The following is a 14107-nucleotide window of genomic DNA, read 5'->3' as shown; positions in this document are numbered from 1 at the left end:
AGGGCGAGGAAAGCGAAGGGACTAGTTCAAGGAGTGTGAGAAGGAAGCCCCTTCATGGCCTCGCCACGATGAACGATAACAGTCAGGCCGGGATCAGGTCGCGCAGATTTTCGGGCGTGAGGATCCGGGAATCCGGATGCAGACCCTCCGGGCGTTCCAGGCCTATGTAGGTGACCGGGCCCTCCGGGAGACTCTTGCCGTCCCACGGTGTCACGGTCGTGGCGTCGTCGGCCATCAGGTCGACGAGGTACCGGACCGTGAGGTAATCGCGCTCGACGATGCCGCGCAGCAACGTGGCGACCGACACCTGGTTTCCCTCGACCCGGTTGGCCTTCGGGGACCCCTTGAGGTGCAGGTGCAGCCACTTGGCGCGCCAGCGGCCGTCGCTCCCGCGCAGGAACGCCAGCGGAAGTGCGACCCTGCCCGGACCACGCAGCTCCGACTTCAGCCGTACGGTGCGCGGTTCGAACGGACGGCCCTGCTGGGCGGCGTCGCGCAACATGAAGCCGAAGAACGACTCCTCGACGTCTTCGAAGCCCTCCCCCGAGAAGACGTTCACCTGCGGGACGATGAACGTGCCGCGGACGGCGCCCATGCGCAGGTTGATGAACTCCGAGGCGCCCGCGGGCGCCTCGGTGATGTCGCCGGAGTGCTCGCCTTCGACCTCCGTCAGGGCGGTGTAGGACAGCCAGGACAGGGTCGAGTAGTCGGCGTCGAGCATCAGCGCCGACAGGTCGTAGTCCGTGGTCCGCTCTGCCTGCTTCCAGTAGACGAAGAAGCGCAGCAGTTCGCCGTCGACCGGCGAGACCGAGCCGCGGGGCAGCACACCGAGGCCGGACGCGGCCGCCTTGCCGCTGAGGGGAAGCGCGACATCGAGGACGTCGGGGTCGATCAGCAGCCGGCCGGGCGCCGGCAGACGGCGGCTGATTTCGGCGTCCAGGGCGGAGATCAGCCGCTTGCGTCCTTCGGGCAGCACGGGCGGCCGGTCGTCGGGGGCGACCCAGGCGCGGCCGAGGCGGTTGACGAAGACGCGGCGCTCGCCGGTCTCCTCGGGCCGGTTGTGGAGGTGTTCGCGCACCGACAGGACGACCCGGCCGGAGACCCGTGGGGCGACCTGCTCGGCGGCGGCCACGACGGCGCCGCGCTCCTCCTCGGTGAGGGCCATACGCAGCAGCCGGTCCAGGGCGCGGAAGAGTTTGCCGGGCGCGGCCCTCAGGAGCTCCACGGCTCCGGTGATGTCGTGCATCCCGAGCAGTTCCTCGACGCGGCTGTCGAAGGAGCGGGCCCGCCGCTCGCCCCGGGCCACGGCGAACACCGCGGCGGCGTGCGGCCATCGCGGGTACTCGTGCGGGTGGAGACGTTCGCCGAGGCGCTTGAACGGCTCGCGGTGCGCCTGTACGTCGGCGAGCTTGGCTGGGGCCGTGGTGACGAGCCCGTCGAGCGCCGCGAGCAGGGCGCGGCGCACCGGGCGCGAGAGGGCCCTGAAGCGGGTCGGTTCCTGGAGGGTCACGTCGCCTTCCGACAGCGCGCAGGCCAGGCGGAGCACGTCGGTGACGGTGTCCACCAGGAGGTCCGCGCCGACGCCCAGGCGGGCTTGGTTGATCAGGGCGCGGTTCTCGCGGATCGGGATCGCCTCGGGCTGCGGACCGTGTACGCAGTGTCCGGCGAGCACCCGCAGATCCGCCAGGTCGTCAGCGCCCAGCGGGGTGGTGCTGCCGGCCAGGGCCAGGTACAGCGCCGTGACCTCGTCGTCCAGAGGGCCGCCCAGGTGCAGCACTGTCATCCGGTCGCCCGCTGCCGCGATCAGTTCGTCGTGGGCGGCGAGCATCTCGGCATAGGTGTGGCGGTAGTTGCCGTAGGACGGCAGGGTGAGCAGGTCCACCACACCGCTGCGGAGCTGGGCAACCGTCCGTGCACGGGAGGCGTCCTCGGTCAGCGCCTCGACGATGCACTGCATCCAGAAGGCGAACGTGTCGGGCACGTTGGCCGGGAAGTCGATGAAGTAGACGTTGTGCTGGACGTGGTCCCCGGTCATCTCGCGGACGGTACGCAGCGTGCGCACCGCGATGTCGACCACCGCCCCGTCGGACAGCCCCGACAGACGCTCCAGCAGGTCCGCCGAGAGTTTGCAGCCCACCGACATCAGGGCGGCGTCGAACTGCCGCGCCGCGACGCCACCGTCCCCGTCGGCTCCTGCGGGTCCTGCGGGTCCTGCGGGTCCTGCGGGAAAGGGGAGGCGGTAGGTGTGCCGGATAACCAGTGATTCGAGACTGTGTCCCATTCCGGCATGATCGCAGAGCCACGGGGGCCGGCGCATAGGGGTTTCGGGTGGCGGCCCCCGTGCCGTGCACGACCGGGATGCATCCGACGGTGGACGGTGTACGGACCGGCGGGGCCGGCTGGCCGGGTGCCCTGGGGCCTGTCAACAGGCCTCCGTGTCACCGCCCTTGGCTTCGGTGAGGAGCAGGGCGATGTCGTCGGCACGGTGGGAGGATCGCCGGGCGTGACGCAGGAGCCGGTCGGCGAGGTCGTCCAGGTTGTCGGCACGGGTGTGGGCCAGGGACGTCCGCAGCCGGTCGATGCCCACGTCGATGTCGGTGCCGCGCTCCTCGACCAGGCCGTCGGTGTAGAGGGCGAGGACGGAGCCGGGCGGGAGGTCGACCGGGGTCTGCGGATAGGCGCTGCCGTGGTCCACGCCGAGAAGGGGGCCGACCTCCAGGTCGAGCACCTCGGTGGTCCCGTCGGGGTGGCGGAGCAGCGGCGGCGGGTGGCCGGCGCGGACGGCGTACGCGCGGTGGCCGCCGGGTTCGAGATGGAGGTAGCAGCAGCTGGCGAGGAGGCCGGCATCGAGGTCGATGAGGGTGTGGTTGGCGCCTGCCAGTACGTTGCCCGGCGAGTGGCCGACCGCCGCGAAGGCCCGTACGGCGCTGCGCAGTTGGGCCATGGTGGCCGCGGCGGGGATGCTGTGCCCCTCGACGTCCCCGATGACCAGGGACACGCCGTCGGCGGTGCGGATGACGTCGTACCAGTCGCCGCCGATGTCCATGCCGCTGGTTCCGGGCAGGTAGCGGGCGGTGGTGCGGATGTCGCGGAGTACGGGCAGCCGGTGCGGCAGCAGGGCCCGTTGGAGGCCGCGGGCGAGGGCGAACTCCTCGTCGTAGAGCCGTGCTCGTTCCAGGGCCTGGGCGATCAGTCCGGCGAGCGCGGTCAGGACGCCGCGGTCCTTGGTCGTGAACTGATGGACCTCGTCGAAGCCGAGCACGCAGGTGCCGACGGGACGGCTGGAGGCGATCAGCGGCAGGTACGCCCAGGAGCTCACCTCGCCCACGGGGATGCCCGGATAGCCCTGGGAGAGGTCCTGCTGCGACTCGATGAACAGCGGGACACCGGAGGTCAGGGTCTCCGTGCCGGGCAGGTGGGCGTGCAGCGGCATGCCCTCCAGCCAGTCGAGGAAGCCCTGGTGGTGGCCGGCGTGGAAGATCAGGTGCATCGCGCCGTCACGGACCACGTAGAGGGCCAGTTGCTGGCCGCCGAAGGCCGGGAGGAGCTGGTCGGCGACGACTTCGCAGACTTCGCGAGCGGTGACCGCCTCGGTCAGCGCGCTGCCCAACTGCAAGACGTGGTACATGACGCCCAGGCGCGCCGGTGTGGCGGCCGCAGGTGCCGGCGTGGCCGCCGCGGCCTGCGGTGCCGGGGCCGAGGGAGGCTGTCCGACGGGGACGGCCCGGCCGGTCACGCCGTCCGCGCCCGGATGGAGGGAGAAGGCCAGCCACTGGTCGGGCGGGCGGCAGGCGAGGAAGGAAGCCGGCGTCTGCGAGATCATCACGGACCGGTACCGGTCCTCGAAGGCGGGGTCGGCCAGCCACGGCAGGACGTCCCACAGACACTGCCCGAGCAGGGCCTCGCCAGGTAGGCCGAGCAGTTGCCCCAGGCTGCGGTTGGCGTAGGCGACCCGCCCGTCCGGGGCGAGGGAGAACAGCCCGTCCCGCAGCCGCTCGGCAGCCACGGCAGCCGCACGGCCGGCTCGCGCATCGATGACCACACCGACCAGATGGCGACCCGCCCGCTCTTCTCCCCTCTTCGGGACATGGCCCCACAACTCCACGGTGCTGTACCGCTCGCCGCCCTCCCCCTCGCGTATGCGCAGGGACCGCGCCGTGCACCGGCCTTCGGCGGCGGCCACGCGGGCCACGGCCCGGAAGGCGGCGCGGTCGCCGGGATGGAGGCGGGAAGCGAGCGTCTCCGCCCGGTCGTCGAAGACTCCGGGGTCGATACCGAAGATCGCGCAGAGTTCGTCGTCCCCGGTGAGGGTGCCGGTGAGAAGGTCCCAGTCGAACAAGCCGGCCCGCACCGAGGGGGCGGAGGGGGCCGGGGTCTCGACGGGGACCGCCTGCGGGTCGCAGTCGAGGGGATCGCCGGTACGGGCCCGGAGGGCCGCCAGGGAGGCGCCGAGCCGGTTGGCGATGGCCCGCAGCTGACGGCGCCCGCTCTTGGACAGCGTGTCACTGCCGTGTGGTGCCGCCCATACGACCGCCAGCGCCCCGAACGTCTCCCCGCCCGCGCCCACCGGTACGGAGCAGGAGCCGAAGGCGTAGGGCAGGGCCACCGCGAGCTGGGGATACCGGCGCGCCGTCTCATCGGCGCCGGCCAGGTGGATCGTGCGTCCGGAGCGGAACGCCGCGGCGACCGGAATCGGGCTGCTGACCGCAATACGGCGCCAGCCGCCCAGCAGGGACGGTGGCGCCCCGCAGCTCGCGGCGAGCACGATCGAACGGCGGTCGCGGGAGCGGAGAAAGATGCTCCCGGCGTACGCGCCCGACGCGTCCACGGCCTTGACGGCGGCCGCTGCCAGCATGTCCTCACGCTCCGCCGTCGCGTCCACGGACAACCCGCCCATGTTCCCAGTGTGCGCAGTGCCGGGCCCGTCGGCCCGATGGTCACTCAGCGCGACTTCATGGTTACTGGAATGCCGCCGCAGCCGGAGCGGCCAAGGGCCGGCCCCACCAGCCTCAGCCCCGACGCACCCCAGGCGACGCATGGAGCACTGCACTGCCCGCGGATTCGTAAGTCAGTCGATTGACTTACGACGGCTGGTTCGTTTGACTGCGGTACACACAGCCCGCCCGCATCGCTGAGCCCTGGAGGCCGTACGTGACCGAAGTCCGGGACACGGAGTCGTTGAGCTACCCGATCACCGCTCCGTCGGCGCTGGAGCCACCGGAGCAGTGGGCTGAGCTGCGGCGGACATGCCCGGTGGCGCGGGTGACGTTGCCGAGCGGCGACGAGGCCGCGCTGCTGACCCGGTACCGCGACGTCAAGGCAGCGCTCGCCGACCCGCGCCTGAGCCGCGAGGGGCTGGCCTCGCCCGGCGCCGCCCGCGTGGCGGCCGGTGACTCGGAAGGCATCTTCAGCAGCCCGATGGCGAAGGCGCTCAATGCCGAGGGCCACGAGCGGTGGCGGCGCATGGTCGGCAAGTGGTTCACGGCGAAGCGGATGTCGGCGCTGCGGCCGGCCATGGAGGCGATGGCCGACCAGCTCATCGACGAGATGCTGGAACGCGGCCGGCCGGCGGACCTGGTGACGCACCTGGCGTTTCCCCTCCCGGTGTTCGTGATCTGCCGCATGCTCGGCGTACCGGAGGGCGACCGGGACAGGTTCAAGAGCTGGTCCGACACCTTCTTGAACATGACCCGGTACACGCGAGCCGAGACGGAGGCCGCGCATCAGGACTTCGCCGGGTACATGTCCGGCCTGATCGCCGACAAGCGCGCACAGCCGGGAGACGACCTTCTCAGCCTTCTCCTGGACGGCGCCGATGCCGAGGGCGAGCCGATGTCGGAAGCCGGGCTGGTGGCCACCGGGCAGGCGCTGCTGCTCGCCGGCCATGAGACCACCGCGGGCTTCCTCGCCATGATGGTGGCGCATCTGCTGGCCGACCGTCGGCGCTGGGAGCGGTTGCTGGCCGAACCCTCGCTGGTCCGCCGAGCGGTGGAGGAGGTGCTCCGGTTCGACCCGAACGGCAGCGGCTTCGGCATGCTCCGGTACGTGCACGAGGACACCGAGCTCTCCGGCGGCGTGGTACCCCGTGGCACCACGGTGGTGTGCAGCATGGCCGCAGCCAACCGCGACGAGAGCGCCTGGGAGGGCGCGGACGACATGGACCTGGACCGCAGCCCCAACCCGCACCTCACCTTCGGTACGGGTCCGCACTCCTGCCTGGGCCAGCCGCTGGCCCGAACCGAGTTGCAGGCCGTGCTCACCGTCCTGCTGCGCCGGCTGCCCACCCTCGATCTCGGCGTCGCCGCCGAGGACCTGCGCCGCCACGAGGGGCTGCTGACCACCCCGCTGCGCGAACTGCCGGTGACGTGGTGAGCGGCGGCAGCGGCAGGACCGCCAGGGCCGACCGCCTCGCGGAGACCCGTGAGGCGATCATGTCGTCCGCGGAGCGGCTCTTCGCCGAGCACGGACTGTCCGCCGTGTCGAGCCGTCAGATCGGCGAGGCGGCGGGGCAGGGCAACGTCACCGCCGTCAGTTATCACTTCGGCGGCAAGCCCGGCCTGGTACGCGCCATCATGGTCAAGCACGGCGAGGCCGTCGACCGGATCCGGCAGCGGTACGTCGACGAGATCGGCGAGAGCCACGATGTCCGGGACTGGGTCGGCGCGCTGGTGCGCCCGGTACCGGTGCATCTGGGCTCGCTCGGCATCCCCTCCTGGCATGCCCGCTTCGCCGTCCAGGTCATGACCGACCCGCTGATGCGCGCGATCGTCACCGACGAGGCCCTGGTCCGGACGCATCTGCGGCAGACCCTCGACGGTCTGGGCCGCTGTCTCCACACACTGTCCGCCCAAGTGCGGGCCGAACGCGGGGACATGGCCCGTCATCTGATCATCCACACCTGCGCGGAGCGCGAACGCGCCCTGGCGGAGGGCGGCGCGCCGCTGCACTCCTCATGGGAGCGCACCGCCGACGCACTCACCGACGCGATCGTCGGGCTGCTCACGGCCCCTGTCACCACTCCCCACGACCACCTGGAGAACACCGGGCCCTGAGGACCACCGTGGATCATGTGCGAGACGGATGACGGGACGCCCGGGCACCTGGGCACCTGGGCACCTGAAGGCAAGCCCGGCAAAGGGGCCCGAGGAGGCAGTGCCGAAGTGGGGCAGCGATGGAGCCGCTCGGGTCACGCCCCTCCCCCAGCGGCCGGCGTCGCGTCAGAAGTGTCGTGGTGCTGCTCGAGCAAGCGCGTACGGAAGAGGTCGAGCACCTCGTCCAGGGCCGCGCGGGTCGGCTGGCCGGGTTCGTCGATGAGGTGCTCGGTCAGTACGGAGTGCGGCGGCAGCGCGGCATGGGGGTTCGCGGTGGAGTCGTCCAGTTCGACGGCGGTGAACGCAGCGCCGAGTTCGCGGCGCAGAAAGGCGAACCGGTCGCCCGGTACCAGCCGGTCCCCACGGAACCGCAGTCCCATGACCTGAAGCCCGTCACGCTCGCAGCGGCCCCGGACGGCGGCGAGGTCTTCGGCGGAGATATCGATCCCGCCGGCCCGGCTCTTGGTGAGGGCCAGTGGCAGGGACGGCTGGGACAGGACGGGGGCGAGAAGCCGCTCATCGGCGGCCATGGCCAGGGCGAAGCCGCCGGTGAGACACATGCCGACGGCCCCGACGCCGGGCCCGCCGCAGCGCTGGTGCTCCTGCGCGGCCAGGGCCCGCAGCCAGGTCACCACACGTGAGGATTTCCCGGTGGCCAGCACGGTGAACTCCCGGCTCACACAGACCTTCCCCATCGATGAGGCCGTGTAGAGACCGGACTTCAGCACGCCGCCGTCCGCGGGGTCGGCGTTGCGGCCGGGCGTACCGAAGAGCACCGGGAGCACGGCGGTGCAGCCGATGGCGGCCACCCGTTCCGCGAACTGAAGCACCTTGGGCGTGATGCCCGGTATTTCCGCCATCACGATGACCGCGGGCCCCGTGCCACGCCGCAGAATCCGGCGGGTGCTGCCGTCGTGGGTGAACGTGCCACGGTCGAAGCCGGTCAAGTCGTGGTCGGGCATGGATTACCACCGTCCTGGTCGGTCGCTGCTCGGGGTGGGCCGGGTGCCGCTCTCCGGCCGGGACATCTCGCCCGCCCCCGCCGGTGCGGTTCAGCGCGAGACTACCCAGCGGTTGCCTTCGGTGGTCGTAGTCGGCATGGCACTTGTGGTGCAGCGGGAACCACTGCCCGGCTCGGCCGCTCCTTTCGCGCCCGCGTCGCGGGCCCCGCTCAAGTTGCCTGTGGCGGAACGCCCGCGAGCAGGAGCAGCGCATCGACGAGGTCGTCGGTACTGGTGCCGGTGGCCAGGCGGCGCAGTTGCAGGCCGATGATGAGGGCGACGGTGGGGCCGGCCCGGCGTTCGGCGTCGGGGGTGCCGATCGCGCCCAGGAGGGAGGCGGCCAAACGGTCGTAGGCGGCGAAGCATTCCGCCGCGGCAGCACGTAGCTGGGGGTCTCGGCCGGCTTGGATGTAGAGCTCGAAGGGTGCGATGTGTTCGCTGTCGAAGGCCGTGTCGGCGGCGACCTCACCGATCAGGGTGGTGGCCTGCTCCGGGGTGGTGGTGCGGTCCGTGCAGTAGCGGGCGGCCAGGTCGGTGAAGCGACAGGTCTCCTGGTCGACAAAGGAACGCAAGCTCTCGCGCAGCAGGTCGTGTTGAGTTGCGAAGTGGTACGTGACCGAGCCGAGGGAGACGCCGGCCTCCTTGGCGATGCGACGGTTGGTGACCGCGGCGATCCCGTCGTCGCCGATGATCCGTAGCGTGGCCGCGATGATGCGTGCGCGGACCTGGGAGGTGTTCGGCATGGCGTCATCGTGCCATGGCCGGTCAGGGCGTCATCCACCTCGGTGTCGCCAAGGGTTGCTCCCGGGCGTCGCGGATTCCGCCGTCCTCCGCTACTGTTCGTTCGAACGAACAGTAGCGGAGGACGACTTGTTGAACATCAAGGGATCGACCGTTCTGCTGACCGGTGCCAGCGGAGGCATCGGCATGGCGCTGGCCCGGAAGCTCGCGGCCAAGGGTGCCCGCCTGGTGGTCACCGGCCGACGCGCCGACGTACTCCAGCAACTCGAAACGTCCTTGGGGGCCCGTGCACTGGTCGCGGATCTCAGCGACCGCGAGGCGGTCGAGGATCTCGCCGAACGAGCCGGGCCGGTGGACATCCTGGTCGCCAACGCCGCCCTGCCTTCCAGTGGCAACCTGCTCGACTACACGCCCCGGCAGCTCGACCGCTCGCTGGACGTGAACCTGCGCGCACCGCTCCTGCTGTCCCGGCTCCTGGCCCCGCACATGGTCGCTGCCGGCCGCGGCCACCTGGTCATGATCGGCTCGCTCTCGGGGCGGACGTCCTCCCCCGGCACCTCGCTCTACAGCGCCGCGAAGTTCGGCCTGCGCGGCTTCACCCATGGCCTGCGCCAGGATCTGTACGGCACGGGCGTAGGAGTGTCCATCGTGCAGCCGGGCTTCGTCCGTGAGGCCGGGATGTTCGCCGACACCGGCGCCGCGCCACCTGCCGGCATACGTACCGTCAGCCCGGAACAGGTCGCGGCCGGCACCGTGCGCGCGATCGAACGCGACCGTGCCGAAGTCAACATCGCACCGCTCGAACTACGCCTGGGCAGCGCCATCGGTGGGCTCTTCCCCTCCCTGGCGGCCGCTGCCCAGCGCAGGGCTTCTCCCGCCTCCCTCGTCCAGCAGGTCGCCGAGGCCCAGCGCCACCAGCGCTGACCCCCACGACTGACCCGCCACGGCTGACCGTCGCGCCACAGCGGCCCGACGGTCAGCCGCCGCAGCCCCTGTTCGGCGCCGCCGGCCGGCAGGGGCACCGCGGCGACCGCACAGGGGAGTCCGTCACCCCCGGGCGAATGCCTTCAGCTCGTCGTAGGAGCCGTTGAACCAGTTCTGGTCGCCGGGGAACGTACCGGAGTCGGCGTACTGCCAGAAGGTGTGAGCGGACCAGCCGGCCGGCAGAGTGCCGGGAGACGTGGCGTACCGGGCGACCCAGAGTGGGTTGGTGCCACCGAAACCGGTGTCGGCTCCGGTGCAGCGGGTCCACCAGTCGCTGGTGGTGTAGAGGGCGGGAGCGCGTCCGGTGCGCGCCTTCACCGCGTCACTGAACTCCCTGATCCAGGACACCATGTCGGATGGCCCGCGGCCGTAACAGGCGTCCGGGCCGTACGGGTTGTGCTCGAGGTCGAGCGCGGGCGGCAGCGTCCTGCCGTCCGCCGTCCAGTTCCCGCCGTGGTCGACGAAGTGCGTGGCCTGCTCTGTCGCGCCGGAGAGGTCCGGGCGCGCGAAGTGGTAGGCGCCCCGGATCAGGCCTGCGTCGCCGGCGCCCTGGAACTGCTCCGGGAAGGTCGGGCTCTGGAACGTCGTCCCTTCGGTGGCCTTGACGTAGGCCCAGCGGGCACCGTTGGCCCATGCGCCCTGCCAGTCGACGGTGCCCTGGTAGCGGCTCACGTCCATCCCGGGGACCTGTTCGGCCGCGGCCCCGGTCGCGGATCCGGTGCCGTGGACGGATGCCGCGGCGTGGGCGGGCGGCGGAGCGGTGAGGAGCGTCGCCGTGACGGTGACGGCGGCGAGAGTGGTGAGCAGGGCCGTGCGCACGGCCGTGCGCAGGGCACGAGGAGGACGCCGGAGCGGGGACAGGGGCATGTGGGGGGGTGCCTTTCGGTGGTGTGGTCCGGGGAGGGACCGGAGTGTGGGGTAGCGCCCGTGGGAGGCGAAGTTCCGTTGCGGCCAAGGGCGTTGCGGTCAGTGGCGTTGCGTCCAGGGGCGTTGCGTCCAGGGCGCGTGAAGCAGGAGCGAACATAGGTGGTGTGCTGCGCGGTTCACCGGACCCGTGAGGCGATCATGCGCGGCTCCGGTCGCGGGGTGCTCCTGAGCTGGGCTGATTCCCTTGCCGCCACGTGCAGTTGACCTCAGTTGAGTAGCGGATACCCACGACAGGTGGCCCGCGGATGGCCTTAATGGGTCCTCGGCGCGGCACGCGGAATGCGTCCGGGGCGGTGCCGCCCACAAGGCGGCGACGTCCCGCTGCCGCGCCGGAACGTGGACCGAGGCGGGCGCGGCATCCGAACGCGCCGCCGCGAGCAATGGAGAGAAAACCATGTACCGGTCTGGACTGATAAGGACGGCGGTGGCAGTGGCCGCGTCGTCCGTGTGCCTGGTGAGCGGCGCCGCGGGGGCGTGGGCGCAGCCGGAGGCACGTACCGCGCCGTCCGGGGCGCAGCCCACACGGGCGGACGCCGTGCAGCACGCGAAGCAGGCGGCGGCGCGGAGTCTGCGGGAGGCGTACGCCACCGGCCAGGTCAAGGACGTCATGGCCGGCACGCTGACCTCGGCGAGCGAGGTGAGTCTGGACCGGCTGCCGATCCGCTCGGCGGCCAGTGGCTTCCGTGCGTCGGTGGAGTCGTCCAACAGCGCGATCCTCACAGCCAAGGGACTGCCCGTCTCGACGGGCAACGTCCTTCAGGTGCGGCTCGCCAATCCGCAGGCGCGGGCCGCACTGGCCGAGGGCGTACAGCCGTTGATCGCCGCGGAGCCCTCCGACCGGCAGGCCACCTCGCTGACCGCCTACCGGCCCGACGGCACCGAGGTGAAGCTCGGCGCCACGGCGCCCGCGGACGTCCCGGTGCTGATCGTGGGCATCGACGGCGACCGGATCGTGGCGGCCGGTACGAAGGTGATGAGCGACGGCTTCAAGGCCGCCTGGCCGCGGGCGGGCACCGCCTCCGGCGGGGACCTCTCCACCCTGAAGCCGAAGACCTCGGCCGCGGCCCGCGCCGCCTCACGTACCGCGCCGATCCCCGGGCCGGACGGCCGGCAGGCGTCGGCGGCACGCACATCCGGAACCGGCACCGCGCCGGGAAACGGCACCACGTCCGGACACGGCACCGCCTCCGGAAGCAGCACCATCGGCACGGCCGGCGCAGCGCAGGGCAAGAACGTCACCCGCATCAACAACGTCCAACTGCACAAGAGCAACGAGGAGCCGTTCTGGAAGGGCGGTGCCGAGTCCTTCGCGGTCGTCAGCGGCTGGGACAAGAACGACAAGGCGTTCGCCGAGCCGGCCCTCCAGTTGCCCTACCTCGACTGGACGGGCGTCGACTACCACCCGAACCAGAACCTGATCGACTGGGGGCACTTCGGCTACGACTCCGCCGATCTGGTGTTCCTCGAGGAGGACGACGGCACCAACTACAAGGACCTCACCAAGGCGATCGTCGACGCGCTGCTGACGGTCACCGGCTACGGCACGACCGGCATCCCGCTCGCCAACACCATCATGGACGCCATTCCGGACAAGTGGTGGACCGATGACACCGACGAGCTGGACCAGGTGTACTCGGTCAGCCATGACGCCATCGCCAAGGCGCAGAACGCCGGTGCCCCCGGCCTGACGTACTTCGGCGCTTCTGGGGGGAGCAACCTCTCCATCGGGCTGAGCAACGCCTTCATCCCGAAGACCTGATCCAGGGGCCGGCCGGTTCCTGGGGCCCGGCCGGTTCCCGGGGCCCACCGCCCGGGGAAGGCCCGCCGGTGCCCAAGGAAGGCCCGCCGTTCACACGGCGGGCCTTCCGCGCGTAGTCGCGGTCGCGGCCGCGGCCGACGCGGAGTGCCCGTGCGGCGGCCACCCTCGCACCGCCGCCGGAAGAGCCCCGGCTTACAGAAGCTCCCGTGGAGAGTAATCTCGCTTAAAAGGGAGTTAATGGGAGATAGTTCCTCGACTCCCCTGCTCCCCTCAAAGTAGCTGACCGGATACTGCTGGACACGGGACGCAAGGGCGGAAGTCGATGCGAGCCTTCGTGCTGCGGGGGAACGGTGAGGTCGGGATCATGGAGAAGGCGGTCCCGGAGCCGGGGCCGAACGATGCGGTGGTGCGGACGACGGCCGCGATGGTGTGCACCACCGATGTGCACACGAAGAGGGGCGCCATGACCGTCGCGCCCGACGTCACGCTGGGGCACGAGGCGGTCGGTGTGGTGCACGCGCTGGGAGAGGCGGTCGACGGGCTGGACGTCGGGCAGCGGGTGGCGGTGAGCGGGGTGACGCCGTGCTTCGAGTGCGAGACATGCCAGCGCGGCTTCACGTCGCAGTGCGGCGGTGTGATCCTGGGTGCCGCCAGGTTCACCACCCGGGGGGACGGGAACATGGCGGAGTACTTCCTCGTCGGCCACGCCCGCGCCAACCTCGCGCCGATCCCGGACGATCTCTCCGATCACCAGGCGCTGTACGCCACGGACATGCTGTCGACCGGATTCGTCGCCGCCGAGCACGCCGGGCTCGACTTCGGCGAGACGGTGGCCGTCTTCGCACAGGGCGCGGTGGGCCTGTCGGCGACGATCGGCTGCCGGCTGCGCGGGGCCGGGCTGATCATCGCGGTGGAGTCGCTCCCCCCGCGGCAGGAACTGGCACGTCACTTCGGTGCGGATGTGATCGTCGACCACACGCGAGGCGATCCCGTCGCGCGGATCATCGAGTTGACGGACGGTCAGGGGGTCGACGCCGCCATCGAAGCGCTCGGCTCGCGTCGGACATGGGAGGCCACCTTCCGGGTGACCAAGCCCGGAGGGCGCATCTCGAACGTCGGCTACCACGGCGAGGACCCCGAGCCGCTGGAGATCCCACTGGAGCCCTTCGGCTACGGGATGTCGGACAAGCAGGTCTACGCGGGGCTGAATCGGGGCGGCCGCGACTGGCTCAACCGGATCTTCCGGCTGATGCGCACCGGCAAGGTCGACCCCACCCCGATGACCACGCACGAGTTCGGGTTCGACGACATCGTCAAGGCGTTCCGGATGATGGAGTTCAAGGAGGACGGCATCATCAAACCGCTCATCCACTTCGGCTGATGCGGACCGAGGGTCTGGGTGCGTGGATGCCTGGGTGCCTGGGTGCTGGATGCCTAGGTGGGAGTGCGGGGCCGCGGCCGCGGACGGTCGGGCCGCGGACGGTCCTGCTACGGGCGCTCGGGCTGCGATCGGCGACGGTCGGCGAAGCTCGGCGCGTATGCGCACCGAGTTGAGTAATGGCTCCCCTGGTCGGTGGCGAACCGGCCACCGAGACTGGCCGGGA

10 protein-coding genes are annotated in these 14107 nt (G+C 71.2%); 5 read left to right on the top strand and 5 right to left on the bottom strand.

All coding sequences use genetic code 11. The features are described 5' to 3' along the window. Positions 1–82: 82 nt before the first annotated feature. On the bottom strand, positions 83–2281 hold the full coding sequence (locus tag M8I34_RS19715; RefSeq protein WP_250050746.1) for a hypothetical protein: 2199 nt from the start codon (positions 2279–2281) through the stop codon (positions 83–85). Positions 2282–2422: 141 nt separating this feature from the next. Then, complete coding sequence (locus M8I34_RS19710; protein WP_250050745.1) at positions 2423–4897, bottom strand: SpoIIE family protein phosphatase; 2475 nt, start codon at positions 4895–4897, stop codon at positions 2423–2425. A 254-nt stretch (positions 4898–5151) separates the two neighbouring features. Here M8I34_RS19710 and M8I34_RS19705 point away from each other — a divergent pair, with 254 nt between their 5' ends. Together M8I34_RS19705 and M8I34_RS19700 are read left to right on the top strand one after the other, a co-directional pair. Further along, entirely contained in the window at positions 5152–6372 is a 1221-nt protein-coding gene (locus M8I34_RS19705) for a cytochrome P450 (RefSeq protein ID WP_250050744.1), read from the top strand. Positions 6373–6431: 59 nt separating this feature from the next. After that, positions 6432–7052, top strand: coding sequence for a TetR/AcrR family transcriptional regulator (locus M8I34_RS19700; protein WP_250050776.1), 621 nt, complete (start codon positions 6432–6434; stop codon positions 7050–7052). 134 nt (positions 7053–7186) lie between these two features. On the opposite strand, the gene M8I34_RS19695 is transcribed toward M8I34_RS19700, so the two are convergent. Together M8I34_RS19695 and M8I34_RS19690 are read right to left on the bottom strand one after the other, a co-directional pair. Next, positions 7187–8053 carry a dienelactone hydrolase family protein gene (locus M8I34_RS19695; protein ID WP_250050743.1) on the bottom strand — a complete coding sequence of 289 codons (867 nt, stop codon included), beginning with the start codon at positions 8051–8053 and terminating at the stop codon, positions 7187–7189. Positions 8054–8262: 209 nt separating this feature from the next. Next, a complete protein-coding gene (locus M8I34_RS19690) occupies positions 8263–8835 on the bottom strand; it encodes a TetR/AcrR family transcriptional regulator (RefSeq protein ID WP_250050742.1) in 573 nt (190 codons plus the stop codon). 130 nt (positions 8836–8965) lie between these two features. Here M8I34_RS19690 and M8I34_RS19685 point away from each other — a divergent pair, with 130 nt between their 5' ends. Next, the gene (locus tag M8I34_RS19685) at positions 8966–9757 is read left to right on the top strand and encodes an SDR family oxidoreductase (RefSeq protein WP_244416602.1); all 792 of its coding nucleotides are present in this window, start codon (positions 8966–8968) and stop codon (positions 9755–9757) included. A gap of 123 nt (positions 9758–9880) precedes the next feature. Here M8I34_RS19685 and M8I34_RS19680 read toward each other — a convergent pair whose 3' ends face one another. Continuing rightward, entirely contained in the window at positions 9881–10684 is an 804-nt protein-coding gene (locus M8I34_RS19680; protein WP_374210944.1) for a lysozyme, read from the bottom strand. A 490-nt stretch (positions 10685–11174) separates the two neighbouring features. Here M8I34_RS19680 and M8I34_RS19675 point away from each other — a divergent pair, with 490 nt between their 5' ends. Together M8I34_RS19675 and M8I34_RS19670 are read left to right on the top strand one after the other, a co-directional pair. Beyond that, positions 11175–12503 carry a DUF3103 family protein gene (locus M8I34_RS19675; RefSeq protein WP_250050740.1) on the top strand — a complete coding sequence of 443 codons (1329 nt, stop codon included), beginning with the start codon at positions 11175–11177 and terminating at the stop codon, positions 12501–12503. Between the two features lie 322 nt (positions 12504–12825). Next, positions 12826–13884, top strand: coding sequence for an alcohol dehydrogenase catalytic domain-containing protein (locus tag M8I34_RS19670; protein ID WP_250050739.1), 1059 nt, complete (start codon positions 12826–12828; stop codon positions 13882–13884). The last annotated feature ends 223 nt before the right edge of the window (positions 13885–14107 follow it).

The sequence above is a fragment of the Streptomyces sp. MCA2 genome (genome assembly GCF_023544705.1).
GTDB classification, from domain to species: domain Bacteria; phylum Actinomycetota; class Actinomycetes; order Streptomycetales; family Streptomycetaceae; genus Streptomyces; species Streptomyces decoyicus.
Note: the sequence above shows the minus strand (reverse complement) of the source record. Positions and strands in the feature narration are given on the sequence as shown.

Coding starts and splice junctions, on each gene's coding strand:
- M8I34_RS19690 (WP_250050742.1), bottom strand. CDS start 8,835: ATGCCGAACACCTCCCAGGTCCGCGCACGCATCATCGCGGCCACGCTA.
- M8I34_RS19680 (WP_374210944.1), bottom strand. CDS start 10,684: ATGCCCCTGTCCCCGCTCCGGCGTCCTCCTCGTGCCCTGCGCACGGCC.
- M8I34_RS19715 (WP_250050746.1), bottom strand. CDS start 2,281: ATGGGACACAGTCTCGAATCACTGGTTATCCGGCACACCTACCGCCTC.
- M8I34_RS19670 (WP_250050739.1), top strand. CDS start 12,826: ATGCGAGCCTTCGTGCTGCGGGGGAACGGTGAGGTCGGGATCATGGAG.
- M8I34_RS19710 (WP_250050745.1), bottom strand. CDS start 4,897: ATGGGCGGGTTGTCCGTGGACGCGACGGCGGAGCGTGAGGACATGCTG.
- M8I34_RS19695 (WP_250050743.1), bottom strand. CDS start 8,053: ATGCCCGACCACGACTTGACCGGCTTCGACCGTGGCACGTTCACCCAC.
- M8I34_RS19700 (WP_250050776.1), top strand. CDS start 6,432: ATGTCGTCCGCGGAGCGGCTCTTCGCCGAGCACGGACTGTCCGCCGTG.